This is a genomic window from Aggregicoccus sp. 17bor-14 (assembly GCF_009659535.1).
GTDB lineage: Bacteria > Myxococcota > Myxococcia > Myxococcales > Myxococcaceae > Aggregicoccus.
Genome location: NZ_VJZZ01000023.1, coordinates 13,667 through 38,919, shown reverse-complemented (window position 1 = coordinate 38,919; position 25,253 = coordinate 13,667). Strand labels below are relative to the sequence as shown.

Sequence of the window (25,253 nt, the reverse complement as noted above, 5' to 3'; positions counted from 1 at the left end):
CCACCGTGTCCTCCCTCTCCCTCTGGGAGAGGGGGCGCCCCTCAGTGCCGTCCGAGGAAGAGCCGCTCCCAGTCCCCGAGCTTCCCCGCGAGCTCCTGGCGCACGGAGGGCTCGCGGGCGAGCTCCACCTCGCGGCGCAGGCGCGCGAGCGTGGTGCCGGCGGCGGGCGAGAGCGGCTCGCCGCTGCCGGCGCGCGCCGCGAGGTCTCGCTCGAGCCCCTCCACGCGCGCGAGCAGGGTGCTGAAGCTGGGGCCCGCTTCGGGCTTGGGCGCAGGGGCCCGCGGGACGCTGCGCTGCGCGGGAGCGGCGCGTGCTGCGGGCGCCTGCGCGATGACCTCGGCCGCTGCAGGGCGCGTGCGCTTCACAGAGCCCCCGGTCGAAGCCGGCTGCAGGCCCGCAGCGTTCGAGGCAGTGGCAGGCCGCGGGTCCGCAGCGCCTGCGCCCGGGGGCGTCGCAGCGCTCGGGCCAGCGGCCTTCGCGGTGTTGTCGTCTGACGCAGGTGCAGTGCGCAGGTGCTGTGCGCTCGCGGTGCCTTCGCCTGCAGCCATCGCGCGTGTGCTCGGTGCAGCAGCGACGGCAGGTGCAGGAGCTCCCTGCGCGCGCCACGCGAGCCCGAGTCCGACCGCGCCCACTGCGAGCACTGCTGCCGCAGCACCCACCAAGACCCGGGTGCGGCGTCCGGCACGCGGCGCCTGCGGGACCGCGCTGACGGCATGGACCGTGGAGGTGGGCTGCTCGGCGCCGAGGCGCACCCGCTGCAATTGCTCGCGCAGGGCGTGCGCGGAGGCGGGGCGCTGCTGCGGGTCCTTCGTGAGCATCTGCAGCACGAAGGCATCGAGCGCGGGCGTGAGCTCGGGCACGAGCGAGGAGGGGCGCGGCGGAGGGGCGTCCACGTGCTGCAGCAGCAGGTCCACCGCGGAGGCGCCGCTGAAGGGCAGCTGGCCGGTGACGAGCTCGAAGGTGAGCACCCCGAGCGCGTACAGGTCGGTCATCGGGCCCACGGCCTGGCCGCGGGCCTGCTCCGGCGCCATGTACTCCGGCGTGCCCACCACCATGTCCATGCGCGTCTGCGGCGTCATGCCGCGCGGGACCTCGCCGCGCTTGGCGAGCCCGAAGTCCAGCAGCTTCACGTAGCGGCTGCCGTCCGGCTGCTCCACGAGGAAGATGTTGCTCGGCTTGAGGTCGCGGTGCACCACGCCCGCGTCGTGCGCCGCGCCGAGCGCCGCCAGCACCTCGTCCACGATGCCCAGCGCCTCCTCCAGCGGCAGGCGCCCCGCCTCGGCGAGCCGGGCGTCGAGCGCCTTGCCCTCGAGGAACTCCATGACGATGTACTGCCGGCCGTCCGGAAGGCGCCCGAAGCCAAAGATGTCGATGATGCCGCGATGGCGGATGGCGTTGACGGCGCGGGCCTCGGCGAGCAGCCGCGCCACCTGCTCGGCGTCGTTGGCGAGCTCGGGGCGCAGCACCTTCACCGCCACGCGCTTGCCGATCAGCGGCTGCAGCCCCTCGTACACCAGCCCCATGCCGCCGGTGCCCACGCAGCGCTGCAGCTCGTAGTCGCCCAGCATCAGCCCCACGAGTGGGTCGTGCAGGACGAGCGGCTGCTGCAGGGAGAGGACCGCGAGCTGCTCCAGGTCCTCGCGCGGACGCACCTGCGTGGGGCCTGCGGAGGACGCGGGCGGGATGGGCTCCCACGGCACCGCGGCGCCCATGTCGGCGCCCATCTCGATGCACGCGCAGGCAGCCCCGGAGAGGGCGGTGCCACAGCGCAGGCAGGAGGGAAGGGGAGTCATCCGGGGGAGAGAAGGGGCCACTCTCGCGCGTTTACGCGGGCCAAGCCAAGCAGGCAGGCGGCCGGGCGCCCCCGCCCGTCACTGCCCCGCCTGTCAGAGGCCGGACAGTGGGGGACGGGGCTAGAGCGAGCACCCGACCGCATCTACCGAGACGCCCGCGTCACCGGGGTTGCCGGGCCCAGCGCCACCTGCGCCGCCCGCGCCCCGCTGCACCACGCTCTTGCCTCGGGTCGTGAGGCTCGCGCCCGCGTTGCACCAGGCGCCCACCGAGGGGCCACCGGCGCCGCCGCCGCCCGGGCCGCCCACGCCGCCCTGTCCGCCGCGGCCGCCGACTCCGCCCGCGCCGCCCGTCGTCGTGTACGAGCGGTTGTTGTCCGAGTTGGGCGCGTCGTCGATGTGTCCTCCTGCGCCTCCGAAACCACCTGGACCCGGCGTGCCGCCATCGCCACCCAAGCCTCCGGCTCCGCCTGCGCCACCCGTGCTGGTTCGCAGCGTGGCGGACTCAAGGGTCACGTGGCTGTCCAGCACGAGCAACGCGATGGACGCCCCGCCGCCCTGTCCGCCATTGCCGCCCGCGCCGCCGCAGCCGCCTGCACCACCACCACCACCTGTTCCACCGGCTGCTGCCACCGCAGGACTGATGTCGCAGCTGCCTCCGCCTCCGCCTCCGCCTCCGCCCGCTCCCGGGCCGCCGGGGTCGCCGAGCGGAGCATTCGAGGCGAGCCAAGTGTCACTCGTGAGCTCACCGAGCCCGCTGCCGCCTGGCGCAGCAGCTCCGGGCGTGCCGGGAGCACCGGAAGCACCGAGGCCTCCCGGGTTCCCGGTGCAGTCGCACTTGGGGCTAAGGATCAGGCAATTCACCGAGCCCGTCGTTCCGCCATCGCCGCCAGGGGTGACCTGGTTGCCCGAGGCAAGCCGTCCCTGGCTTCCCCGGCTCCCGGGCGCCTGTGAGCCGCCGAGTCCACCGCCGCCGCCCGAGGGCGCATCGAGCCCGCAGCCGAAGCGTGCGCCCGTGCCAGGTCCGCCGAAGTTCGAGCCAGTGGCGCTGCCGCCATCTGCGCCCGCGCCGCCCGGTGGTCCGTCGGCGCCCCGTGCGCCCGTAGCGCCCGCGGCCCCCGCGCCCGCGGACAGCTCGCTCTGGTGCACCGTCACTGCACCCGCGCGCAGCACGCGCAGCGCGATGGAGGGCTGGCCGGGAAGCTGCGCGTTGGCGGAGCTGAGCAGCAGGTGGTCGAGCGTCACGCCGCCGTCCACGTCCCGCACGGTGAGCGCAGTGGCGCCGCCGTCCAGGTGGCTCACGTTGCTGCCGGCGCGCACCCAGTGGCCCGCGCGCCCCGCGTAGCTGCCGTAGAGCGCCACGGGCTGCGCGAGCGCGAGCTCGCCCTCGTTGAAGGCGCCTGCGCCCAGGTAGAGCACGCCCTTGCCCGCGCCCTGGGCGCGCTGCAGCGCCGCGGCGAGCGTGCGCATGGGCGCTTCGGGAGTTCCGGCCGCGAGGTCGTCGCCGCCCACCGGGTCCACGAAGAGCCCCGCGTCCGCCACGCCGTCCACGCCGTCGCAGTCGCTGTCCACGAACTCGTCGTCCGGGACATCCGGACCGGTGGGCGTGCAGTTCGGGTCCACGGTGATGACGGGCGGCTCGACGCACGCGCCGCCGGGCGCCTCGCAGCGGGCGCGGCTCGCGTCGAAGTCGTAGCAGGCGAGCGCGAGCGCCGCGCCAGCACCTGAGGCCACGAGCAGCATCCTCACCGGCAGCCTCACGGCAGCACCCCGCTGAGCGCGACGCCCCCGGGCGCCACCTGCAGGCGCACCGGCCCGCTCACGCCGCCGCCCCACAGCCGCTCCACGGGCAGGAAGTAGAGCGCGGCGCCTGCGGCCACCAGCGCGCCTCCCAGCCCGTAGCTCACCCGGCTCAGCGTCTGTGCGCGCTCGCCCGCGCTCGCCACCGCGGCGCCGTCCACGGGCTCGCCGCTCCCCTGCGGGGCCTCCAGCTCGCGCTGCTTCGAGCGCGCCTGGAAGAGGAAGGCCGTGCCCGTGCCCAGCAGCACCGCGCCGCCTGCCGCGGGAATCCATGCCCACTTGCGCAGCGGGCGCTCGGCCTGCGGCGCCGGGGCCACGAGCGGCACCGGGGCGGGCGCGAGCCGCGTACGCAGCTGCGGCGCGAGCGCGTTCACGGCCTCGGTGAGCGCGTCCAGCAGGCGCTGCTCGGGGACGTTCTGCGTCACGTGCTCCGCGAGCACGCGCCCGTCATCCGCCGCGCGCGCCCGCGCCGTCACGCGAAAGCCGCTCGGGAAGAGCACCAGCTCGCCGACCACGACTGCCCGCGCCCGCGCCCGCTCGGCGCCGCTCGCGTCCGCGCGCAGCACCGTGAAGCCCTGGCGCTGCAGCTCGCCGTAGAGGTGCTCCTGGCAGAACTCCACCACGTGCGCCGGCACCCCCGCCGCCTCGAGCGCGAGGACGTGAAGGGTGATGGCGGGCTGCGCAGCCTGTGGAGCCGCGGCCGGAGCCTGTGCGAGGAGGGCGAGCGTCACGAGCACGGGTGCGAGCACGCGCCCACTGTAGCCGCTCCTCCTCGAAGTGCCGCGAAGACGGCTGCACGACGTCCACCGCTGGTCGCAGTTCGGTTCCTCTCGGAGTGCAAATGCGCAGCGCTCCTCAACGCCGCGGGCGCTGAGGGGCCGGGCGAATCGCGGTCTTCTCCGGATCTTCCGATTGTAGCGAGGGCGAGTCCTCGAACACCGGCGTCACCCCGCGGGCGGGAGGCGGACGGCGGGGCGGGAGGCTCGGGCGCGGCGGCGCGGGTGCGGCCGGACGCGTGTCCAGCAGCTCGTCCGCGAGCTGCACCGTGCTCTCCTCGGCCGCGCCCGCGAGCAGCGGATTGGGCGTGGGCATCGGCGTGCGGTCGTCGTCCATGTCGTCCGGCACGCGCGGCGCGGCGCGGCGCACTGGCGCGGGGCGGATCTCCGTCTTCTCCGAGGGCGGCGCGGCCTCACGCGCAGGGCTGCTCGGAGGGACGCGAGGGGCGGCGACCTGCGCATCCGCACTCACGGCGACGGGCGGCGAGGGCCTCGCGGCATCGCTCGCCGCCACGGGCGCTCGGGCATCTGCACTCGCCGCGACGGGAAGCGAAGACTCCTGCGGCGTCGGTCCGCGCGTGAGGCCGGGCGCAGTCCCGGCGACCGGCGGCGCCACGTCCTGCGGGGTCTCCCTGCGCGTGAAGGCGGGGACGGGCTCACTCACCGCGACGGGCGGTGCCGACATGCGCTCGGTCTCGACTGCACGGAAAGGCGCGGCTGCCATCGCCCCGGCCTCGCTCACCATGGGCGCCGGCGCCGACCCCCGCGGGGCCCCGCTCGCCTTCGGCGAGGAAGCCCCCACCGCGTCGGCATGGACGGGAACCGGCGGAGCGCTCGGGGCAGGGGGCGAGGCCGCGGCCTGCGCGTCCTGGCGGAACGAAGGGGCCACCTGCACCTGGGCTCGCGGGGCCGGGATCTCCTCGCCGCGCGCCTCGGCCTGCAGGCGCTGCTCGAGCTCGCGCCAGGCGTCCTGGAAGTGCTCGGGGTCGGGGCGGCCCTGCTCGCGGTGGCGCAGCGAGGGAGCCCAGCGGACCTGGTGTGCGGCGCCGGCGTGGAAGACGGGCGGCGGCGGCAGGCCGTAGGTGGCGGGGTCGAAGAAGGCCTCGTCCAGGTCGGTGAAGCCGTAGGCGCGGGCGCGCGCGAGGAAGGTGGGCAGGATGCCGGTGGGCGCGTGGTAGCCGAGCACGTGGCCCTCGGCGTCCTTCGCCACGGGCGTGAAGACGAAGAGGTCCTGGGTGCGGTAGTCGCCCTTGTCGTTGAGCGGCAGCACCTCGGAGATGTGCGTCGTCTTGCGGCTGCCGTCGTGCAGGCGCTCGCAGCAGATGACCAGGTTGATGGCGCTGGCCACCTGCGCGCGCACGGCCACCATGGGCAGGTCCACGCCGGACATGAGGCACAGGCTCTCGAGCCGGCGCAGGGTGTCCGTGGGCGTGTTCGCGTGCGTGGTGGCGAGCGAGCCGCCGTGGCCGGTGTTCATCGCCTGCATCAGGTGGAAGGCCTCGCCGCCGCGCACCTCGCCCACCACGATGCGGTCCGGGCGCAGGCGCAGCGCGCTGGCGAGCAGGTCGCCCATGTCCACGCCGCCCTTGCCGAACTTGTCGGGCGGGCGGCTCTCGAAGGGCACCAGGTGCGTCTGGTTGAGCTGCAGCTCCGCCGAGTCCTCGATGGTGAGGATGCGCTCGTCGTCCGGGATGAGGCTGGAGACGATGTTGAGCAGCGTCGTCTTGCCCGAGCCGGTGCCGCCGGCCACCACCATGTTCAGCTTCGTGGCGATGCCCGCCTCGATGAGCCGGGCCATCTGCGCCGTCATCGACTTGAACTTCAGCAGCGCGTCGATGGTGAGCTTGTCCTTGAAGAACTTGCGGATGGAGATGGTGGTGCCCTTGCGCGCGACGGGCGCGAGCACCACGTGGATGCGGCTGCCGTCCGGTAGGCGCGCGTCCAGGCGCGGGCGCTCCTCGTTGAGCACGCGGCCCACGAACTGCGCCATGTTGCGCGCGGCGCCGTCCAGGCCCTCCGCGGTGAAGCGCGCGTCCGTGCGGGTGAGCTTGCCCTTGCGCTCGATCCACACGTCCTCGGGGCCGTTGATCATGATCTCGGACACCGAGGCGTCGTCGAGATAGGGGAGCACCGGCTTGAGGAAGGCCCGCAGCGACTCGGTGTACATCGTCATGGTGAAGCGGGAGGCTAGGCGGGGGCGCGTGCCGCTGGCCAACCGCCCGATGACCGATGGCGCGCCGCGCCGCGGCATGCCAGCCACGAGGAGAGGGAGCGCGACGATGCAGTCCCACACGTCCGAGCCGGTGCACCTGCGCGCCGCCGACGGCCAGGTGCTCGCGGCCACGCACTTCCTGCCGGAGGGGCCCGCTCGCGGAGCCGTGGTGCTGGCCTCGGCCACCGGGGTGCCTCGCCGCTTCTATGCGCCCTTCGCTGCGTACCTCGCGGGCCGGGGCCACGCGGTGCTCACCTTCGACTACCGCGGCGTGGGCGAGTCCGCGCCCGAGCGGCTGCGCGGCTACGAGGCCACGATGGCGCAGTGGGGGACGCAGGACCTCGCGGCCGCGCTCGCGTGGATGGCGGAGCGCCACCCGGAGGTGCCCCAGCGCGTGGTGGGCCACAGCGTCGGCGGGCAGGTGCTGGGGCTCGCGCCGCCCGAGCGCCTCGAGCGCCTCGCGGGCGTGCTGCTGGTGGCGAGCCAGGGCGGCTACTGGGGGATGTGGCGGGGCGCGGGGCGCGGGGTGATGCTCTTCACCTGGTACGCGCTCATCCCCGGGATGACGGCGCTGCTGGGCTACCTCCCCATGCGCCGCTTCGGGCAGGGCGAGGACCTGCCGGCGGGCGTGGCGAAGCAGTGGGCGCGCTGGGGCCGGCACCCGGGCTACTTCCTCGCGGACGAGGAGGTGCGCAGTGCGCCCGGCTACGCGCGCCTGCGCGCCCCCTTGCGCAGCTACGCCGTCACCGACGACGCATACGCCCCCCTCACCGGCGTGCAGTGGCTCGTCTCGCGCTATCCGAACGCACGCGCCGAGGTGCGCAGCGTGTCACCGGCTGAGGCGGGGCTGCGCAAGCTGGGCCACTTCGGCTTCTTTCGCGACAAGGCGCGCGACAGCCTGTGGGCCGAGGCCGCGCAGTGGCTCGAGGCGGCTCACTCTCCCGCGTAGTCCTCCAGCGCGACGGCGCGGGCGAGCAACTGCGCGAGCACGTCCGGCGGGGGCCAGGCGCGGATGCGGAAGCGCGGCGGCCACAGCCCGGGCACGGGCTCGAGGCTCGCGGCGGCGAGCTGCTGCACGGCGCTCCACGGCACGAAGCGCAGCTTCTCACCCTGAGGCGTCATCGCGACGAGCTCGGCGCGCGGCAGCAGCCCATGCACGTGCTCGGGCCAGACGCAGTAGCTCACGGGGCGGCCGTCGCTCTTGCGCTCGAGGACCTTGAAGCTGGCCACGAAGAGGTCCACCTCCCTCTTCGCGAGCTGCTTCTCGAGCGTCGCCTTCTGCGCCGCGTACTCCGCGAGCGCGAGCTGCGCGTGGCCCGTGCGCACGCGCTGGGCGAGCGCGTCGTCGCCAGCGCGCAGGTAGGGCACCAACCGGCCGGCGGCGTCCACGGTGTACACGGCGGGCGAGATGCTGCGCGAGGACGCCGTGTACTCGCGCTCGGCCATCTCGCACAGGCGCCGCACGGTCTCGGGGCGTGCGTCTCCGCCGATGAGCAGCGTGGCGCGCTCCGGCACGATGGCCAGCGGCCTGCCCTCCACGCGCCCCGCGAAGGAGGCGAGGAAGCCGGGCAGCAGCAGCCGCGAGCTCTCGTGAGTGTCGCCCGAGGCCACGTGCCACAGCGGGCTGGGGCGCTGCTCGTAGAGCTCGATGCCCACGTCGCGCAGGCGCTCCAGGTTGCGGCGCGCCACCTCGAAGGCGCGCGGCCCCTCCACCGCCCAGGCCTCGAGGTGCCGCCGCTGCGTGTAGGCCACGCTGCGCGGCAGGTCCACGACGAGCGCCTCGATGAGGCCGTCGAGCGCGGGGCGCGCGAGCAGCTCGCGGCCGGGCTCGGGCACCTCGAGGCTCACGCCGTAGGAGGCGGGGCGCAGCACCGGCAGCAGCCGCGGGGCGGCCTCCTCCCAGTCCTCGCTGTCGACCTCGCTGCCGCTGAGCATCGCCGCGAGGAAGTGGCGGATGGCCGCGTCACGCTCCTCGGGAGACAGCTCGCGCGTCTCGGCGAAGAGGTTGTCGAGGAAGAGCACGTGCTCCTGGCCACCATGCTCGACCACGAGCCCCGCGTGCTCGCGGTGGGGCGCCACGCGGTCGACGCCGGGCTCGCGGCCGAGCACCGCCTCCACGTGGGCGCGGAACAGAGCGCGCGGATCGGAAGCAGGGGAGGGCGCAGCGGGAAGCGACGGGGTGGGCTTGCGGGCGAAGAGCTTGCTCAGGAGTCCCATACAGGCGCGAGCGTACCCCGGCCCGGCTACTCGGAGTGCCACCGCGCGTAGAGCAGTCGGGCCAGCGCAGCGATCAGCTCGGGGCGGTCCTCATCTTCCTCGAAGAGGATGGCCCACAGGTGCTCGCGGAGCATCACGATGCGGGCACGCGTGACATCGCCCGCGAAGACGCCGAAACGCGCGGAGAACATCGGCGTGTGGAGCTCACGGTCCGGTGCGTTCTTGAAGCGCAGCAGGTAGCGCGTGCGCAGGATGTCCAGGCCTTCGATGGTTCCGAGTTCTTCATCCCTCGCGAGCAGCACGTAGCGAAGGCGCGGGAAGCGCCGCAGGCGTCGGACTGCCAGCCGAGCCTTTCCCCCTTCGTCGAGGAGCAGCGCGTCCCCCGACGCTGCCGGGCGCAGCGACCACGGGACATGGTCCGGCGAGGTCGAGATGGCGACCTCGTCGTCCCGGGTGACGGAGAAGCGGTACTCGCGCGGCGCGGTCATCGAAGGGCCATGAGCAGAGCGCCCTACACGCTCGGAGGAGTCGGCGGAGGCACGACCACGACCTGGGTGTCGGCGAACAGGTCGTGGAGGCAGCGGCGCTGCTCGCCGAAGATGCAGAGCGCATCCACGAGGCCCAGGATGCCGCCACACAGCTGGTTCACCACGAAGAAGGGCAGGTTGCGCACGAACACGAGGCGCGCGAGGGACACGGGGCTTCCGTCCATGCGCATCACGCGGATCCTCAGCAGCCGCTTGCCGATGCTCTGCCCCGTGCGGTGCATCACCGCGAGCTGCACGCCCACGGCGACCACCGTGGCGAGCAGCATCCACCACGGGAACCACGCCCGCTCCTCCGCCAGCGTCTCATGGTTCAGGATGAAGTCGACGACGAGCCCGGCGATCACGGCGCCCCCCACCCAGAAGCTGTCCACGAGGTTGGCGACGAAGCGCGTCCCCACGTCGGCCAGCTCCGTCGCCGCGGGGAGGCACGTGGCGCAGTGCGAGCGGCACGTGCCATCGAGGCGGCGGCAGGCCCCACACAGCAGGGTCTGGCAGCGCACGCACATGGCGAGGGCCGGCACGTCGGGGTGAGCACTGCAGTGCGACGCGGAGGCGAAGGGGGAGGGGAGCTGTGAATCCATGGAAGCGCGGAGAGGCTATCGAGCCGCGCGAGGCCGCGACAAGGTGGGCGCCCTCCTCACCCGGTGCCCAGCGCATGCGCCGCGAGCCCCACCAGCGCTGCGCACCCCAGCACGGCGAGCGGCGCGAGCTTGTGCTTGAGCAGGAACAGCGCCGCGAGCGCGAGCACGAACACGCCCACCGTGAGCGGGCTCTGGAGCGTCCCCGGAAGGAGCAGCAGCGCGGTGGCGGCGATGAGGCCCACCACGCCGGCCGTGACGCCGTCCAGGAAGTGGCGAGCGCCGGCGCGGTGCAGCAGCCGCTCCATCGCGTCGTGCGCGAGCAGCGTGACGCCGAAGGCCGGCGCGAAGATGCCCGCCGTGATGGCCAGCGCGCCCCAGAGGCCCCCCGACACGTAGCCCACGAAGGTGCCGAAGATGATCAGCGGCGCGGGCAGCACGCCGCCCAGCGCGATGCCGTCCAGGAACTGCGCGTCCGTCATCCACCCGCCCGTCACCACCGCGTCGCGGCGCAGGAAGGGGATCGCCGTGTACGCGCCGCCGAAGGTGAGCAGCCCGGTGCGAAGCCCGCTGCCCAGGAGCCGCCACGCGCTCGGGGCGCTCGCGGCGGCGGCGTGAACGCTCTCCTGGGGCACCCGGACGCCGCCCTCCCACAGCAGCCACGCCGCGCCGGCCACCGCCGCCCCGAGCGTGACGAGCGTGAGCGTCCCGCGCCGCCCGCTCGCCATCAGCGCCGCCGCCGCCGCGCCCGCCCAGCCCAGCGTGAGGAGGAAGGGCAGCCCCGCGAGCTGCCCCGCGAAGGCGACGAGCGCGAGCACGAACAGGGGCCGGCTCGTCACCGCGTGCTGCCCGATGCGGTGCACCGCGCGCACGATGAGCGCCGCCACGGCCGCCGCCACGCAGGCGAACGCCGCCTTCACCCACGCGCTCTCCAGCCCCGCGCGCACGTAGAGCCAGCTGAGCAGCAGCATCAGCAGGAAGCCGGGCAGCATGAAGCCGAGCCCTGCGAGCAGCCCGCCCACGCGCCCGCGCGAGAGCATGCCGAAGTACACGCACAGCTCGTGCGCCTCGGGGCCGGGCAGCACCTGGTAGAGCGCGAGCGCGCGGTTGAAGTGGGCGCGGCTCACCCAGCGCTCCTCCTCCACCAGCTCCTGGCGCACCATGGCGATCTGCGCCACCGGTCCACCCCAGGCGAGCAGGCCGAAGCGCAAGAAGCGCAGGAAGAGGCGCAGCAGCGGCTCGTGGGGTACGCGCACCGCCTCTGCGTCCTCTGTCTCGAGCTCCTCTGGCGCCATGGGCCGGCGGTATAGCGCGCCCCCGCGCCGCGTGTCCGTCACGAGAGCGTGCGGGCAGCCGGGCCCCGCGGGTCGCGGAAGAGGCCGGCCCCCGCGGCGGGGTTCAAGAGCACAGAGGTGCCCCGCATGACCAACACCGAGGCGCAGGGCGAGGGCCGGCTCTCCGTCCGCCCCGCGCGCCACCCCGGCCCCTTCGAGCCGCTCCCCGCGGGCGTGCAGTCGCTCGGGCTCGGCTCCCCGCGCGACGGCCTGCTCTACGTACCGGTGGGCTACCGGCCCGAGCGCCCCGCCCCCCTCGCGCTGATGCTGCACGGCGCCGGAGGCGACGCGGCCCAGGGGCTCTCGGTGCTGCGGGCGTGGGCGGACGAGGCCGGGCTGCTGGTGCTCGCGCCCGACTCGCGCGGCCCCACCTGGGATCTCATCCTCGACGACTTCGGCGCCGACGTGGCCTTCCTCGAGCGCGCGCTCGCGCAGGTCTTCGCGCGCTGCAGCGTGGACCCGGAGCGCCTCGCCATCGCGGGCTTCTCCGACGGGGCCTCCTACGCGCTCTCGCTGGGGCTGACCAACGGCACGCTCTTCACCCACGTGCTCGCCTTCTCGCCGGGCTTCATGGCGCCCGCCGCCCGCCGCGGCCACCCGCGCATCTACGTGAGCCACGGCACGCGCGACGCGGTGCTGCCCATCGGCGCCTGCAGCCGCCGGCTCGTGCCGCGCCTCGAGCACGAGGGCTACGACGTGCGCTACGTCGAGTTCGACGGCCCGCACACCGTGCCGCCCGCCCTCGCCCACGAGGCGCTCGGGCTCCTGCGCGAGGGCCCGCGTGCCGAGCAGGCGAGCCGCTGAGCTCCGCTGCGACCGCTACAGCGCGCCCTCGTGGACGAGGACGTGGCCGTCGTCGAGGCCCGGGGGCACGAGGTAGAGCGGCTCTCCCCCTTGCGCGCGGTCCAGCAGCGCCGCGAGCGTGGACGCATCGTCGGTGCGCACGCGCCGGGTGTGGGGCAGCTGCAGCTCGCGGCGCATGCAGCGCGCCCAGGTGTCCTCCGTGCGCAGGTCGGTCTCGTACACGAAGGTGCGCTCGGCGTACTCGTGGCTCCCCGGCGCGCGCCCCACCAGCCGCATCGGCCCCAGCCGCGTGTGCACGCGCACTGCGCTGCTGTCCCACTGCGTGACGCCGCGCAGCCGCTGCGCTCCCAGCATCTTGAGCGTGAGCGTCTTCACCCACGCGCTCGCCTTCGCGCCGGGAAGGAAGCTCAAGAGCGACACGCCCGCGAAGAGCCCCGGCGTGAGCGCGGGCACCGCCACGTAGGCCGCGGCGATGGCGAGCGACTCGGGGGGCAGCGCGAGCTTCTGCTGCACGTCCTCGCGCAGGAGCCGCGAGGGCGCGCGCACCAGCCCCACGACAGAGGGCAGCAGGTACAGGTCGCTGAGTACCCAGCGCGGCAGCCCCAGCGGCCCGAAGGCGTGCTGGTTCAGGGTGAGGTACTGCTGCGCCCACGCGCCGTGCTCCTCGGCCGCGAGGAACTCCACGCCGCGCCCGCAGGGCAAGAGGTCCAGCGCGCCCCGGCTCTCGCGCGAGCCGAGCGCCGCGAGCGAGAGCTCGGGCTCCCGCGCGAAGAACTCCTCCGCCGCGTGGGCGAGCGCGCTCATGCCTCGAGCTCGCGCGCGACCGTGGCGAGGCGGTTCGCCTCGGGCACCTGCACCCCGTCCACGCGCGCCACCATCACGAGGCAGCGGCTGGCCCCGCCGCCCTTCTCGCAGAGGTTCACCATCGGCAGGGGCACCACCTGCATGCCGCTCGCCGCGACGAGCGCGCGCACCCGCTCGGGCACCACGCTGGGGGCGAGCCAGTCCTTGCCCACCGGCAGCCCGTTCGTCGCGTAGCTGCGGATCTCCTCCTCGCTCACCGGCAGCAGTCGCTCGCGGCCGAAGCGCCGCTCCAGCGCCGCGTAGTCCTGCGGCACGATGACCTCCGGGCACACCAGCAGCCGGTCCACTGCGGGCAGGGGCAGGAGCGCCATGTTGCCGTGGAAGGCGGGCTCGCGGATCTGCAGCTCCAGCACCTCGCCGGGGAAGTGGCGGCGCGCGGCCTCGTGCCCCTCGCGGTCCGTGCGCCCGCCCCAGAACAGCAGCGTGCAGCCGTCGAACTCGGCCACGTCGCCTTGCGCCTCCCAGACGCCCGCGCCCGGGTCCACCACCTCGAAGCCCATCGCGCGCGCGAGCGGCGCCCAGTGCTCGCGCTCCGGCTGGCGGTGCGCGCCCTTCATGCGCGGCAGGAGGAAGAGGGGCGACTGGCCCGGGCGTGCGAGCGCGTGCCCGCACTCCGCGGCGTAGGGCAGGCCGGTGAGGGCGGCGTCGGGGCTGGGCAGCGCGACCACGGTGCCGCCGCGCGCCTCGATGGCCCGCGCGAGCCGCAGCCACTCGGCGCGCGCGCCCGCTGCGTCCGCGGGCGCCGCCTCGCGCGAGCGGAAGTTCGCGCGGCCGCGCAGGGCCCAGGTCGGGCCCGGAGGGGACATGAAGTAGAGCGTCTGCATGCCCCGGTTCTGCCCCGGCCGGGGGGGAGGCCGCAACGGTCTTGGCGCGAGCGCCCTCAGCGGTTGTAGGGGACCTCGCTCACCCAGTGAAAGCCGCGCGTGGTGAGCAGGAACTGCGGGGACTGGCGCTCGAGCCGCACGCGCAGGCCCGGCCGCTCGAGCACCAGGTGCTCCGGGTCCGGCTGCGCCCAGGTGAGCGGCGCCTGCTTCGGTGCGAGAGCGCTCGCGAGCGTGAGCGTGCCCTTCTCGACCTTCATGCCGTAGCGCCAGTACGTCCCGTCCGCCGCGCGCAGGCCCGTGCGGTAGGGGCCCACCGCGAGCTCACCCCAGGGCGGGGTGGCCGCCTCGACGCCGGAGGCCTCGAAGGCCTGCACCTTCCACAGCCCTTGCAGCGGCGCGAGCTCCGGCGTCACCGCGCCCTGGGTCGCGCGGCGCTCCACGTTGCCCTTCACCATCAGCACCAGCAGCCCGCCCACCACCAGCGCCTTGAGCCCGCGCGAGGCCCACTCCACGCGACAGTCCGCGAAGGGGGTGCGCAGGGGCGGCGGCGCCGCCACCGCGCGCTGCAGCAGCAGCACGTCCACGAGCCGCCGCAGGTCCGGCAGCACCAGCAGCAGCGAGAAGAGCAGCAGGTTCGAGGAGTACAGCTTCACCGGCACGTCGTAGAAGTAGTTGAGCGCCACCACGTTGGCCATGGCGCCCGCCGCGAGCAGCGCGCCCAGCAGCGTGGTGCGCCGGAAGAGGAGCAGCAGCCCCGCGAGCGTCTCCGCCGCGCCGCAGAACATCTGGTAGCCGGTGGAGGCGCCGATGAAGGTCCACAAGAGCCCCATGGGCGAGCTCTCGCCATAGGTGGACGTGAGGCGCGCCACGTCCGGCGCGGGCATCTGGAGCGCGAACACCTTCACCAGCCCGTAGCCGAGCAGGATGGTGGCGAGCGCGTAGCGCAGGTACACGCGCAGGAAGGCCGCCGCGCGGGGGTAGGCGCGCGGCGCGTCCCTTCGCCGCTCGTCCACCAGCGACCACGCGAGCGTCGCGAGCAGCGCGAGCAGCAGCACGCTGAGGTTCCACACCCAGTCGAAGAGCCGGTCTCCGCTGCCGCTGGGGGTGTTGGGGATGGGGGCGGGAAGGTGCAGCAGGCCCACGCCCACGCGCTGCACCCCCCACTCCCACAGGTGCCCGTATGCCTCGAACAGGGGCCCCAGGCCGGGAACCATGTCCACCGGCGAGGGCGCCAGGTAGAGCAGCAGGTAGCTGAAGGTGAAGCGGAAGCCCACCCGGTGCAGGCGCGTCCACGGAACGGCGGCGGACGCAGCGGGCAGGGTGGGGGCCTCGGCGAGCGGAGCGGCGGACGCGTGCATGGGCGCCCATCTGAGAGGACCTTCGCGCAGCGCGGCAAGGGGCCCCCCGTCCACCCTGCGCACTTTTCTGGAGAGAGGCGTGGAAGCAGAGGGGGAGGCGTGGTCCTCTTGCGGGCACGCACGCATGACGCCCTCCGCCTTCGACCTCTCCCTGCCCCGCGGCCCGCTGCACGCCCACCGCTACGGTGTGGCCGGCGCCCCGCTGGTGCTCTGTGTCCCGGGCCTCTCGGCCAACGCGCTGAGCTTCGGTGCCATCGCGCCGCGCCTCGCCGCGCGAGGGCTGCAGGTGGTGGCGCTGGACCTGCGCGGACGCGGCCAGAGCCCCTCCGGCGCCCCCGGCAGCCACGGCTGGCCGAACCACGCACAGGACGTGCTGGATGCCGCGAGCGCCCTGGGCGCCGAGCGCTTCGGCCTCATCGGCCACTCGATGGGCGCCTTCGTGAGCCTCGCCCTGCTCTCGCTCGATGCGGCGCGCGTGAGCCGCGTGGCGCTCATCGACGCGCTGGGCCCGCCGGAGGCCGCGGCGCTGGGCCCCATCGGAGACGGGCTGCGCCGGCTCGGGCTCACCTTCCCCTCCGAGGACGCGTACGTGGCGGCCGTGCGAGACGCCGGCGTGGTCGCGCCCTGGAACGAGGTGTGGGAGCGGCACTACCGCTACGAGCTCACCCGCGCTCCCGAGGGCGGCGTGCGCGCGCGCACCGACATGGCCGTGGTGAAGGAGGACCTCGAGTACGGCAAGGCGCACGATGCGCGCAGCCACTGGGGCAGCCTGCGCAAGGAGACGCCTGCGCTGGTGCTGCGCGCGGCGCAGGGCATGGGCCCCGGCGGCTTCGTCATCCGCGCGGAGGACTACGAGCGCTTCGGGCGCGAGGTGCCCCACGCCCGGCGCGTGGACGTGGAGGCGAACCACTTCGGGGTGATGACCCACGAGGGCTCGCTCGCCGCCCTCGAGGCGCTGTTCGCGCCGTAGGGCTCAGCCGGCGCGGGTGCTGCTGCGGGCCGCGTGCGGCTCGGCGGCGCTCTCCTCGTAGTCGAGGCTGTGGTGGAACGTCTCCTGGATGCGGGTGAGCGCGAGCAGCGCGAGCCCGAAGCAGATGCTGCCCACCAGCAGCGCCGCGCTGGAGACCGGCATGTGGTCCTTGAGCGCCTTGAAGCCCATCACCGCGAACACGGCCGAGCCGCGCACGAAGTTGGGCACCGTGGTGGCCACCGTGGCGCGGATGTTGGTGCCGAACTGCTCGGCCGCCATCGTCACCAGCACCGCCCAGTAGCCCACGGTGATGCCGATGAAGAAGCTGAGCACGTAGATGGCGGTGCTCGTCAGGCCCGGCACCAGCCCGTACACCAGCATGAGGCCGAAGCCCGCCACCAGGTTGAGCCCCACCGCGCGCTTGCGGCTCTTGAGCGCCTGGCTGAAGAGGCCGGCGAGCAGGTCTCCCAGCGTGAGGCCGATGGAGCCGTAGAGGATGGCGTCACCGGCCGTCACCGTCCCCTGCACGTTGAGGCCCCGCGTGAGCTCGGGCGCGAAGGTGAAGAGCACGCCGGTGGTGAAGTAGATGGGCACGCCGATGAGGATGCAGCTGAGGTACTTGAGGAAGCGTCCGCCCTGCAGCAGCAGCAGCGGGTTCGCGCGAGCGGCTGCGCCCGGGTGCTTCTTGAACAGCTCGCTCTCGCTCACCTTGAAGCGGGCGAAGAGCAGCGCGAGCCCCATCAGGCCGCCGGTGACGTAGGCCGCCTTCCAGGGCAGGTGCTGGCCCAGCAGCGCCGCCGCCACGATCCCCAGCATGCCCAGGGTGGCCACCAGCGTGGTGCCCAGGCCGCGCTTGTCCTTGGGCAGGCTCTCGGCCACCAGCGTGATGGCCGCGCCCAGCTCCCCCGCGAGCCCCACGCCGCCGAGGAAGCGGCAGGCTCCGTAGCTCGTCACGTTCCAGGCGAAGGCGTTGGCCAGGTTCGCGAAGGAGTAGAGCAGGATGGAGCCGAACATCACCGAGAGGCGCCCGCGCTTGTCGCCGAGCACACCCCACAGCAGGCCGCCCAGCATCAGGCCCACCATCTGGCAGTTGTAGATGAAGGCGCCCGAGTCCAGCACCTCGCGGGGGTCGGTGATGCCAAGGTCGTGCAGGGACGCGGTGCGCACCACGCCGAAGAGCGTGATGTCGAAGAGGTCGACGAAGTAGCCGAGCCCGGCCACCAGGACCGTGAGCGTCAGCACCGAGCGGAGGTCGCGCAGGAACTTCATGGCGCGGATGAAACGCCCTCCGCCCGCAGGAGGCAAGCGCAGCCCGAAAAAACATGAACGGTGATTCACCTTTCAGGACGCGTGCTGCGCTGCGCCAATGTCCCCTCTCCCTTTGGGAGAGGGTCGGGGTGAGGGATAGACGCCCCGGCTCAGGGCGACGTGCAGGTGCCGCCCGAGCACACGAGCGACAAGTCGCAATCCTCGCTGCGGGTGCAGCGGGTGCCGGCGGTGCAGTCGTAGCCGGCGCCGCCGCTCAGGCCCGTTGCCTTGAAGCCGGCCGCCCCGACCGTCTCGGTGATGGCGCGGTTGCCGAGGCTGCCGTCCTGCTTCTGGGTCACCGTCACCGTGGTCCCGGAGGCCGTGGCGCCGATGCGGAAGTCCCCGGTCTGGGCGTTGATGGCCGCGGCGAGCGAGGCTGCCACCTGGTCTGCCGTGAAGGTCGTGGTGACGCTCACGCCCACGCGGCCCTGCGTCACCGAGCCGTTGCGGTCGAACTCGAAGACGCGCGCGCCGCCGAGGAACCCGTCGACGAGGGTGACGGTCTCCCCGTCGAGCACGCTGCTGCCTGCCACGGTCACGATGCTCCCGGTCGCCGGGGCCAGCTGCACGATGAGGCAGTTCGCGCTGCAGGTGCCGCAGGCGAGCGTGTTGCCGTCGTCGCAGGCCTCGGGGCCGTTCTTCACGCCGTCGCCGCACACCGGGCCGGTGAGGCTCACCGTGCCCGTGCAGGTGGCGTTGCAGGCGGTGCAGCTCGCGGTGCCGTAGGGGCAGGAGGTCTCGGTCACCGTGTTGCCGTCGTCGCAGGCCTCGCCCTTCTCGAGGATGCCGTTGCCGCAGGTGTGCTCGATGGTGCAGCCGGAGCTGCAGCCGTCCCCGTTCACGGTGTTGCCGTCGTCGCACTCCTCCGGGCCGTTCTTCACGCCGTCGCCGCAGACGCCGCCGGTGAGCGAGCGCACGCCGGAACAGGTGCTGTTGCAGGTGGTGCAGGTGCGCGTGCCGTAGGGGCACTCGGTCTCGTCGATATTGTTGCCGTCGTCGCACAGCTCCCGGGGGTCGTTCTTCGCGCCGTCCCCGCAGTAGCGGCCGGTGAGGCTGAGCACGGCGCCGCAGGTGGCGCTGCAGGCGTCGCAGCGAGGGACGCCATAGGGGCACTCGGTCTCCGTGACGGTGTTGCCGTCGTCGCAGACCTCCGAGGCATCGTTCTTCGCGCCGTCGCCGCAGAAGCGGCCGGTGAGCTGCAGGGCAGTGCTGCAGGTCGCGTTGCAGGTGGTGCAGGTGCGCGTCCCATAGGCGCACTCGGTCTCTGTAACGGTGTTGCCGTCGTCGCAGCGCTCGCTGTCGGTCACCTTGGCGTCGCCGCAGAAGTTGCCCGTCAGCTGAAGCACGGCGCTGCAGTTGGCGTTGCAGGCGCTGCACTGCGTTTCGCCGTAGGGACACTGCGCCTCGCTCACGGTGTTGCCGTCGTCGCAGGCCTCGCCGCCGCTCACCTGGCCGTCACCGCACACGGAGCCCGTCAGGTGGAGCACGGTGCCGCAGGACGCGTCGCACGCGGTGCAGTTGGCCACGCCATCGGGGCAGGCGGTCTCGGTGGTGGTGTTGCCATCGTCGCAGGCCTCGTGGCCGGGGGCGGTCACGCCATCGCCGCACACGTTGCCGGTGAGCTCGAGCTTCGCGCCGCAGGTGGCATCGCAGCGGGTGCAGTGGTCGGTGCCGTAGGGGCACTCGGTCTCGGTCTCGGTGTTGCCGTCGTCGCAGGCCTCCACGCCCGGCTCCGCGCGGTCCACCTGGCCGTCGCCGCAGCGCGCGAGCACGCAGGCCGTGAGGCAGTCGTCCTCGTTGCTCGCGTTGCCGTCGTCGCAGACCTCGCCCACGTCCTTCACCCCGTTCCCGCAGCCCTCGCGGGTGCGGCAGTCCGCGCTGCAGCCGTCGCCGCCCACGGTGTTGCCGTCGTCACAGGCCTCGCCGGCCGCCGTGTCCACCGTGCCGTTGCCGCAGGACTCGTTCGAGTGGCAGTCCGAGCTGCAGCCGTCGCCGGCCACCGTGTTGCCGTCGTCGCAGACCTCGCCGCGCGCCGTCTCGAGCACCCCGTCCCCGCAGCGCTCGAGCGAGCGGCAGTCCGCGCTGCAGCCGTCGCCCCCCTGGGTGTTCCCGTCGTCGCAGCGCTCCCCGCTGTCCACCTTCGCGTCGCCGCAGCGCGCCGGGGCCTGTGCGTCCTCGGTACCGGAGCAGGCGAGCAGGGGCAGGAGCAGCAGCGCGAGCAGGGCGCAGTGGCGCAGGGGACGGAGGTGCGACACGGGAGACCTCGGGAGGGAAGGGGCCGCGCCCCTTTACCCGACCGCCCCCGCGCCCAGATAGGTGGGGGGATGTATGTGCAACCCGATTGCGTCTGCACGTGCGGAGAGCAGGCGGGGCCTCCGGGCCGACACGTGGGGCCCTCTGTACGGCGCAGGGCATCGCTTGCTGCCGAACGAATGTGGGAGCCATGAAGACACGGTGAAGAATCTCCACGGAGGGCCAGCGAGGATGGCGACCACGGAGGCTTCACCCATGACGTTCGCCTGCGCCGCTGCAGTGGCTGCTCTCCTGACCGCAGCTTCACCGCCCCCCTTGCCCAAGGTCGACTTCAGCGTCGCGGAGCTCCACGTCCGCCCCCGACTGGTCAGCGCTCGCCTTCCGCAGGACTGGTGGGCATTGGCACCGCGGCGCATCGATCCGGAAACGGGCTCTGCTGAGGGGTCCGTCGTGCAGGTGTTGCGCAGTGAGGATTCGGGCCACTCCTGGCAACCCGCCACCGAGCTGCAGGCTGCTCTCGGCAAGGCGCTGGAGGCCGAGGGGGAGACCTTGCGCACGTTGGATTTCCTCGCCTGGTACTCGCCGGATGTGGGGGTTGCTGCCGGCTACATCGGGGCGCGCGTGCTTCGCACCGTCGACGCTGGGCGGACCTGGAAGGCGGTGCCCCTGCCCGAGCCCCTCTGGGTCTACTCATTGGAGCGAAGCGGAGCGCGGACCTGGGTGTGTGGCTCCTCGGGGCGCATCTACCGGAGCGATGACGCGGGAGCTCGGTGGGCTGAGCTGAAGGCGTCGCCCTTCAACGGGGAGGACCGATGCATGTCTCTCTCGTTCCTCACGCCGGACAGCGGCTGGGCCGCGGGCATGCAAGGAACGCTCTGGAAGACGGAGGATGGTGGTGAGACCTGGGCGGCGCTCACGCCGCCGAAGCAGGCGCCGCGGGTACTCTTTGCCGGCACGCCGGGCTTGCCTCCCGAGCTGCGTCACGTCCTGCGCCTCACGCGGAGCATCGGCTGGGTTGGCGGCTCGGATGGTCTCTTCCGCACCGACGATGGCGGCAAGACATGGCAGCCAATCGGGAGGCAGCAGGAGAGCGGGCGATACGTCTCGACGAGGCCGGATGGCCGTCAAGTGGTGACCTCAAGTGCCGCAGGCCTTCCGCTCGCGGCTTGGCTTCCATCGTTTGCGGACGCCTGGATCGTGGGACCCGACGTCATCGCCAGCCCGCATCCAGAAGGACTGCAGCTCGAAGTGACGGGGAAGGTGACGCGAGCGGGGCCGCTCCTGACGCGCCCTCGCGGCACGCTGACGCAACTGGAAGGACTCGCGCAGCGCACGCCGCAGAGCTGGCTCGGCTGGGCAGGAGACCAGGTCGCCGCCACCCAGGATGGAGGCCGCACCTGGTACCGGGTGGGACGCCTCCCGCGCACTCCAGTACGCGACATCGTCTTCCTCGCGGACGGGAGGGTTTTCGCCGAGCTGACCGGCGGAGGCCTGCTTCGCTCGCGAGACGCAGGGCATCGCTGGGAGCCCACCACCGACGCCCTCGAAGCGTATGACTTCACCGTCGCCTCGGGGCGGCGTCCCGGAGGTGGGAGCGAGAGCACGCAGACGCACTGGGAGACGCCCTTCGACTGCGCGGTCTCCTCGCCCAGGGCCTCGGTGAAGGTGGACTTCGGGATCCAGGGCTGCTTCGGCGGAACGCAGAGCTCGCTCGTCCTCGAGCTTGCCCCGGATGGTGCCGCACTGCACGGCAAGCGGGATGTGGGCGATGGCCCGGTCGAAGTGAAGCGCCAGCTCACTCGCGCCGAGGGCGAGGCGCTGATGCGCGAGCTCGTCGCTGCGTCGACCCGACCCGAGGTGCCTTCGGATTGCCAGTCCACGACTGGCTACTCCGCGGTGCTGGAGTGGTCGTGTCCCAACGGAACCCCGCAGCGCACCCGCGCCGAGTTCACTTCCTACGGCTGCGGCCAGCGGATGCGAGTGGACCTCGTAGGGGGAGCCACATCGACGGGGGGCGCTCAGGGGCCGGATACCTATGAACGGGCGCTGGGTATCCACGAAGTCGCAGAGCGGGCGCTCGAGACGGCTGATCCCCCTCTGCCTCCGAGGCGCCCCTAGTCAGGGGGCGAGCGCCTGCAGCATCGCCGGCGTGTCGATGTACGCGGTGAAGCGCACGATGCGCCCCTCGCGCACGGTCCACACGTGCACGATGGCCAGGTCGATGGGGCGGCCCGAGGCGCGCGCCCGCCCGCGCAGGCGGCCCACCGCCACCACGTCGTCGCCGGCCGCGAGGTACTGCTCGGGCTGGGGCACGGCCTGGGTGTGCTCGCCCAGCCGCTGGAAGAAGGTGCGCGCGCCTGCGTGCCCGCGGTGGTCTCCGCCCCAGGGAAGCAGGGGCGTCTGGTGGATCTCCACGTCCGGGTGCAGCAGCGAGAACACCGCCGCGACGTCGCCCCGCGCGTACGCCGCGTAGGCCTCCTGGATGAGCTGCAGGTTCGCGTCCATCGGGACTACCTCCGGTCGAGCATCAAACCGCCTCCGGTCCGGGCACGAGCGGCGGCCGGCCCGAGGGCTGCCACAGGTAGAGGAACCAGTACACGGGCAGGGTGAGCATGCCCATGAAGAAGAAGAGGATGGCCCACACCGGCCGCAGGTTGTCGGGCACGTGCGGGTTGCGGAAGAGGTCGAGCACGTAGAGCACGATGCTCGTGACCCAGGCCACCATGAACACGCACTGCAGCGGGAAGAACACGAGGAGGAAGAAGAGCGGCAGCTCGGGCTGCGGGCCGCCGTGTCCCTGGGCGCGCGCGAAGTCGCTCAGCGCCATCCCGAAGAAGGCCACGAAGAAAAGCCCGAGGAAGGCCAGGGGCAGGAAGGCGAGCAGGCCCATCCACACGGCGCGGCCGCGGGACAGGGAGTAGGGGCGGGAGGGCGTGACGTTCACGCGCCCGAGCGTACCTGCACTCGCGCTACGCTCCTACGTCTCCCCAGGAGGGTCGCCCCATGTCCAGCCCCGTCCTGCTGCTCGGCGCGCTGCTGCTCGCGGCGGCGCGCGCGCCTGCGCCCGTGCAGCTCGCTCCGGCCACGGAGCCCGGCGTGCGGCTCGAGCTGACCGTGCGCCTGAGGACGCGCGACGGACGGCCGGTGGCGGGCGCGCAGGTGCACGCCTACCAGACCGACGCGCAGGGGCACTACACGCGCGAGCGCCCCATGGACGAACCCCACGCGCGCCTCTCCGCCTGGCTGCGCTCGGATGCCCAGGGAGCCTTCGTCCTGCGCACCATCCATCCCGGCCGCTATCCGTGGACCGTGACCCTGGGAGGCCAGGCGCGCCACATCCCCGCGCACGTGCACCTGGACATCCAGGCCCCGGGGCTCCCGGAGCGGCGGCTGCAGGCGGTGTTCGCGGACGACCCGCTGCTGCAGGAGCCCTACTGGGCGGACTGGGTGCGCCGGCTCGGTCAGCCCGTGCTGCAGTGCACGCGGGAGGGCGGCGAGGAGCGCGCGACCCTGGTGCTCACGCTCTAGGCGCGCCGCGCGAGCGTTGTGGCCGCGGGGCCGGGCGTGCAATGAGGGCGGCATGTCCTGGCTCCAGCAGGCGCTCATCTTCCTCGCGGCCACCGTGGTGTCCGTGCCCCTCTTCAAGCGGCTCGGGCTGGGCTCGGTGCTCGGCTACCTCGCGGCCGGCGCGGTCATCGGCCCCTGGGGCCTGCGCCTCATCGGCGAGGTGGAGGCGGTGATGCACATCTCCGAGTTCGGGGTGGTGCTGCTGCTCTTCCTCATCGGGCTGGAGCTGCAGCCCTCGCGCCTGTGGGAGCTGCGCCGCGGGGTGTTCGGGCTGGGCGGCGCGCAGGTGCTGCTGAGCGCGCTGCTCCTGGGCGCAGTGGGCATGGCGCTGGGGCTCTCCTGGCGCCCGGCACTGGTGGCGGGGCTGGGGCTCTCGCTCTCCTCCACCGCGTTCGCGCTGCAGTTGCTCGCGGAGAAGAACGAGCTCACCCAGGACCACGGGCGCGCGGCCTTCGGCATCCTGCTGTTCCAGGACCTCGCGGTCATCCCCATCCTGGCGCTGCTGCCCTTCCTCGCGGACGGCGGCGCGGGGGCCGCGGCGCCCAGCAGCGCGCCGGGCTGGGTGGTGGGGCTCAAGGTGGTGGGGGTGCTCGCGGCGGTGGTGCTGGGGGCGCCCTTCGTGGTGCGGCCGCTCTTCAAGATCGTGGCGAACACGCACAGCCAGGAGCTGTTCACCGCGACGGCGCTGCTGGTGGTGCTGGGCACGGCGGTGGGGGTGAGCCAGGTGGGCCTGTCCCCGGCGCTGGGCGCCTTCCTCGCCGGCGTGCTGCTGGCCAACAGCGAGTTCAAGCACGAGCTGGAGGCGGACATCGAGCCCTTCAAGGGGCTCTTGCTCGGGCTCTTCTTCCTCTCGGTGGGGATGAGCGTGAACCTCGGGCTCATCGCCGCGCGGCCGCTGGGGGTGGCCGCGCTGGTGCTGCTGCTGGTGCTGCTCAAGGGGGTGGTGCTCTACGGGCTGGGGCGCTGGAGCCTGCGGAGCAAGGAGTCCGGGCTGGATCTCGCGGTGGTCATCAGCCAGGGCGGAGAGTTCGCCTTCGTGCTCTTCAGCCTCGCGGTGGCCCAGCGCGTGATGGACCGCGCGCTCGCGGACCTGCTGGTGGTGGTGGTGAGCCTCTCCATGGGCGTGACGCCGCTGCTCTACCTGGTGCACGAGCGGCTCGTGCGGCCGCGCCTGCGCGCGCGCCGGCAGCAGAAGCGCGACTTCGACGTGGCGGCCACCGAGGACAACCCGGTCATCATCGCCGGCATGGGTCGGGTGGGGCAGGTGGTGGCGCGCGTGCTCGCGGCCAAGCGCATCGGCTTCACCGCCATGGACATCAACTCCGAGCACATCGACTTCCTGCGCCGCTTCGGCACCACCAAGGTGTTCTACGGGGACGCGGCGCGCCTCGACCTGCTGCGCGCGGCGCGCGCGGACAAGGCGAAGGTGCTGGTGGTGGCGGTGGACGACGCGCAGGCCAGCGTGCACATCGTGCAGACGGCGAAGCAGCACTTCCCGCAGCTGACCATCATCGCCCGGGCGCGCAACCGCCAGCACGCCTACGCACTCTTGGACCTGGGGGTGGTGCACGTGATGCGCGAGACCTTCGCGGCGAGCCTGGAGATGACGCAGGAGGTGCTCGAGGAGCTCACGATGGGCTACTCCGAGGCGCGCGAGTCCATCGAGCGCTTCCGCGAGCTGGACGAGGCGATGCTGCTGCGCGCCTACCGCCACCAGGGGGATGAGAAGAAGCTCGCCGAGATCTCACAGCGCGGCCGCCAGGAGCTCGAGCAGCTCTTCGCCGCGGACGAGGCCGAGCGGCGCAAGAGCAGCTGAGCTCCTCGCAACGAGGATGCAGAAGCATCAGCCGCGGGGCGAACGGCTACTCCGTCCCTTCCGTCGCGCGGGAACCCCTCTCTGGCCGGCCGCCAGTGGAACTTCGCGCCGCGAGCACGCCTGCGCGCAGCGCGGACCTGCGCCCCGCGGGACCAGAAGCGGTTCCGAGTGCAGCGGTACGAATTTTTTCCATCAATAACGGCCTAGTCCGTGTTTCTGGACTATCCAGTCTTG

Annotated in this window: 21 protein-coding genes; 6 read left to right on the top strand and 15 right to left on the bottom strand. The window is 73.3% G+C overall.

The genetic code is table 11. The features are described from left to right. Window positions 1–41: 41 nt before the first annotated feature. The 4 genes from FGE12_RS28725 to FGE12_RS30555 form a co-directional block, all read right to left on the bottom strand. On the bottom strand, window positions 42–1,724 hold the full coding sequence (locus FGE12_RS28725; RefSeq protein WP_153869846.1) for a serine/threonine-protein kinase: 1,683 nt from the start codon (window positions 1,722–1,724) through the stop codon (window positions 42–44). A gap of 189 nt (window positions 1,725–1,913) precedes the next feature. After that, on the bottom strand, window positions 1,914–3,533 hold the full coding sequence (locus tag FGE12_RS30745) for a hypothetical protein (protein ID WP_153869881.1): 1,620 nt from the start codon (window positions 3,531–3,533) through the stop codon (window positions 1,914–1,916). 14 nt (window positions 3,534–3,547) lie between these two features. Further along, window positions 3,548–4,339, bottom strand: a complete 792-nt coding sequence (locus FGE12_RS28715; protein WP_153869845.1) for a hypothetical protein — start codon at window positions 4,337–4,339, stop codon at window positions 3,548–3,550. A gap of 106 nt (window positions 4,340–4,445) precedes the next feature. Beyond that, window positions 4,446–6,539 (bottom strand): ATPase, T2SS/T4P/T4SS family, encoded by a 2,094-nt coding sequence (locus tag FGE12_RS30555; RefSeq protein ID WP_228531190.1) that lies wholly within the window; start codon window positions 6,537–6,539, stop codon window positions 4,446–4,448. A gap of 106 nt (window positions 6,540–6,645) precedes the next feature. Here FGE12_RS30555 and FGE12_RS28705 point away from each other — a divergent pair, with 106 nt between their 5' ends. Beyond that, window positions 6,646–7,527: an alpha/beta fold hydrolase gene (locus tag FGE12_RS28705; protein WP_194798377.1), complete on the top strand. Its 882-nt coding sequence runs from the start codon at window positions 6,646–6,648 to the stop codon at window positions 7,525–7,527. Here the strand turns inward: FGE12_RS28705 and FGE12_RS28700 are convergent. The 4 genes from FGE12_RS28700 to chrA all read right to left on the bottom strand — a co-directional run bounded on the left by FGE12_RS28700 (window position 7,512) and on the right by chrA (window position 11,216). Further along, a complete protein-coding gene (locus FGE12_RS28700; RefSeq protein ID WP_153869843.1) occupies window positions 7,512–8,795 on the bottom strand; it encodes a DUF1444 domain-containing protein in 1,284 nt (427 codons plus the stop codon). The genes FGE12_RS28705 and FGE12_RS28700 overlap by 16 nt on opposite strands. Before the next feature lie 26 nt (window positions 8,796–8,821). Next, complete coding sequence (locus FGE12_RS28695; protein WP_153869842.1) at window positions 8,822–9,283, bottom strand: hypothetical protein; 462 nt, start codon at window positions 9,281–9,283, stop codon at window positions 8,822–8,824. Between the two features lie 23 nt (window positions 9,284–9,306). Then, on the bottom strand, window positions 9,307–9,741 hold the full coding sequence (locus tag FGE12_RS28690) for an RDD family protein (RefSeq protein ID WP_194798376.1): 435 nt from the start codon (window positions 9,739–9,741) through the stop codon (window positions 9,307–9,309). A 239-nt stretch (window positions 9,742–9,980) separates the two neighbouring features. Next, window positions 9,981–11,216, bottom strand: a complete 1,236-nt coding sequence (gene chrA, locus FGE12_RS28685; protein WP_153869840.1) for a chromate efflux transporter — start codon at window positions 11,214–11,216, stop codon at window positions 9,981–9,983. 126 nt (window positions 11,217–11,342) lie between these two features. On the opposite strand from chrA, the gene FGE12_RS28680 reads away from it, so the two are divergent. Beyond that, window positions 11,343–12,059: an alpha/beta hydrolase gene (locus FGE12_RS28680; protein WP_153869839.1), complete on the top strand. Its 717-nt coding sequence runs from the start codon at window positions 11,343–11,345 to the stop codon at window positions 12,057–12,059. A gap of 15 nt (window positions 12,060–12,074) precedes the next feature. Here FGE12_RS28680 and FGE12_RS28675 read toward each other — a convergent pair whose 3' ends face one another. From FGE12_RS28675 to FGE12_RS28665, 3 genes are read right to left on the bottom strand one after another with little or no spacing between them, the layout of a single operon-like run. Then, complete coding sequence (locus FGE12_RS28675) at window positions 12,075–12,863, bottom strand: hypothetical protein (RefSeq protein WP_153869838.1); 789 nt, start codon at window positions 12,861–12,863, stop codon at window positions 12,075–12,077. Beyond that, window positions 12,860–13,747 (bottom strand): dimethylarginine dimethylaminohydrolase family protein, encoded by an 888-nt coding sequence (locus tag FGE12_RS28670; protein ID WP_228531189.1) that lies wholly within the window; start codon window positions 13,745–13,747, stop codon window positions 12,860–12,862. The genes FGE12_RS28675 and FGE12_RS28670 overlap by 4 nt, the downstream gene beginning before the upstream one ends. 56 nt (window positions 13,748–13,803) lie before the next feature. Next, a complete protein-coding gene (locus FGE12_RS28665) occupies window positions 13,804–15,105 on the bottom strand; it encodes a hypothetical protein (protein ID WP_153869837.1) in 1,302 nt (433 codons plus the stop codon). Between the two features lie 124 nt (window positions 15,106–15,229). Between FGE12_RS28665 and FGE12_RS28660 the strand changes: the two genes are divergently transcribed. Continuing rightward, the gene (locus tag FGE12_RS28660; RefSeq protein WP_153869836.1) at window positions 15,230–16,075 is read left to right on the top strand and encodes an alpha/beta hydrolase; all 846 of its coding nucleotides are present in this window, start codon (window positions 15,230–15,232) and stop codon (window positions 16,073–16,075) included. Window positions 16,076–16,078: 3 nt separating this feature from the next. On the opposite strand, the gene FGE12_RS28655 is transcribed toward FGE12_RS28660, so the two are convergent. Continuing rightward, window positions 16,079–17,344, bottom strand: coding sequence for an MFS transporter (locus tag FGE12_RS28655; protein WP_153869835.1), 1,266 nt, complete (start codon window positions 17,342–17,344; stop codon window positions 16,079–16,081). A gap of 149 nt (window positions 17,345–17,493) precedes the next feature. Continuing rightward, entirely contained in the window at window positions 17,494–19,638 is a 2,145-nt protein-coding gene (locus tag FGE12_RS28650) for a DUF4215 domain-containing protein (RefSeq protein WP_153869834.1), read from the bottom strand. A 253-nt stretch (window positions 19,639–19,891) separates the two neighbouring features. Here FGE12_RS28650 and FGE12_RS28645 point away from each other — a divergent pair, with 253 nt between their 5' ends. Then, window positions 19,892–21,754, top strand: coding sequence for a hypothetical protein (locus FGE12_RS28645; protein ID WP_194798375.1), 1,863 nt, complete (start codon window positions 19,892–19,894; stop codon window positions 21,752–21,754). Here the strand turns inward: FGE12_RS28645 and FGE12_RS28640 are convergent, their stop codons facing one another. Together FGE12_RS28640 and FGE12_RS28635 are read right to left on the bottom strand one after the other, a co-directional pair. Beyond that, window positions 21,755–22,141 carry a nuclear transport factor 2 family protein gene (locus FGE12_RS28640; RefSeq protein ID WP_153869832.1) on the bottom strand — a complete coding sequence of 129 codons (387 nt, stop codon included), beginning with the start codon at window positions 22,139–22,141 and terminating at the stop codon, window positions 21,755–21,757. 22 nt (window positions 22,142–22,163) lie between these two features. After that, a complete protein-coding gene (locus FGE12_RS28635) occupies window positions 22,164–22,580 on the bottom strand; it encodes a hypothetical protein (RefSeq protein WP_153869831.1) in 417 nt (138 codons plus the stop codon). Between the two features lie 59 nt (window positions 22,581–22,639). Between FGE12_RS28635 and FGE12_RS28630 the strand changes: the two genes are divergently transcribed. Continuing rightward, a complete protein-coding gene (locus FGE12_RS28630) occupies window positions 22,640–23,164 on the top strand; it encodes a hypothetical protein (RefSeq protein WP_153869830.1) in 525 nt (174 codons plus the stop codon). 52 nt (window positions 23,165–23,216) lie between these two features. Continuing rightward, window positions 23,217–25,019: a monovalent cation:proton antiporter-2 (CPA2) family protein gene (locus FGE12_RS28625; RefSeq protein ID WP_153869829.1), complete on the top strand. Its 1,803-nt coding sequence runs from the start codon at window positions 23,217–23,219 to the stop codon at window positions 25,017–25,019. The last annotated feature ends 234 nt before the right edge of the window (window positions 25,020–25,253 follow it).

Excerpts from the sequence above, each read along its gene's own strand:
- FGE12_RS28725 (WP_153869846.1), bottom strand. The coding sequence starts at position 1,724 with ATGGGCGCCGACATGGGCGCCGCGGTGCCGTGGGAGCCCATCCCGCCC.
- FGE12_RS30745 (WP_153869881.1), bottom strand. The coding sequence starts at position 3,533 with ATGCTGCTCGTGGCCTCAGGTGCTGGCGCGGCGCTCGCGCTCGCCTGC.
- FGE12_RS30555 (WP_228531190.1), bottom strand. The coding sequence starts at position 6,539 with ATGACGATGTACACCGAGTCGCTGCGGGCCTTCCTCAAGCCGGTGCTC.
- FGE12_RS28705 (WP_194798377.1), top strand. The coding sequence starts at position 6,646 with ATGCAGTCCCACACGTCCGAGCCGGTGCACCTGCGCGCCGCCGACGGC.
- FGE12_RS28700 (WP_153869843.1), bottom strand. The coding sequence starts at position 8,795 with ATGGGACTCCTGAGCAAGCTCTTCGCCCGCAAGCCCACCCCGTCGCTT.
- FGE12_RS28695 (WP_153869842.1), bottom strand. The coding sequence starts at position 9,283 with ATGACCGCGCCGCGCGAGTACCGCTTCTCCGTCACCCGGGACGACGAG.
- chrA (WP_153869840.1), bottom strand. The coding sequence starts at position 11,216 with ATGGCGCCAGAGGAGCTCGAGACAGAGGACGCAGAGGCGGTGCGCGTA.
- FGE12_RS28680 (WP_153869839.1), top strand. The coding sequence starts at position 11,343 with ATGACCAACACCGAGGCGCAGGGCGAGGGCCGGCTCTCCGTCCGCCCC.
- FGE12_RS28675 (WP_153869838.1), bottom strand. The coding sequence starts at position 12,863 with ATGAGCGCGCTCGCCCACGCGGCGGAGGAGTTCTTCGCGCGGGAGCCC.
- FGE12_RS28670 (WP_228531189.1), bottom strand. The coding sequence starts at position 13,747 with ATGCAGACGCTCTACTTCATGTCCCCTCCGGGCCCGACCTGGGCCCTG.
- FGE12_RS28665 (WP_153869837.1), bottom strand. The coding sequence starts at position 15,105 with ATGCACGCGTCCGCCGCTCCGCTCGCCGAGGCCCCCACCCTGCCCGCT.
- FGE12_RS28660 (WP_153869836.1), top strand. The coding sequence starts at position 15,230 with ATGACGCCCTCCGCCTTCGACCTCTCCCTGCCCCGCGGCCCGCTGCAC.
- FGE12_RS28655 (WP_153869835.1), bottom strand. The coding sequence starts at position 17,344 with ATGAAGTTCCTGCGCGACCTCCGCTCGGTGCTGACGCTCACGGTCCTG.
- FGE12_RS28645 (WP_194798375.1), top strand. The coding sequence starts at position 19,892 with ATGACGTTCGCCTGCGCCGCTGCAGTGGCTGCTCTCCTGACCGCAGCT.
- FGE12_RS28640 (WP_153869832.1), bottom strand. The coding sequence starts at position 22,141 with ATGGACGCGAACCTGCAGCTCATCCAGGAGGCCTACGCGGCGTACGCG.
- FGE12_RS28630 (WP_153869830.1), top strand. The coding sequence starts at position 22,640 with ATGTCCAGCCCCGTCCTGCTGCTCGGCGCGCTGCTGCTCGCGGCGGCG.
- FGE12_RS28625 (WP_153869829.1), top strand. The coding sequence starts at position 23,217 with ATGTCCTGGCTCCAGCAGGCGCTCATCTTCCTCGCGGCCACCGTGGTG.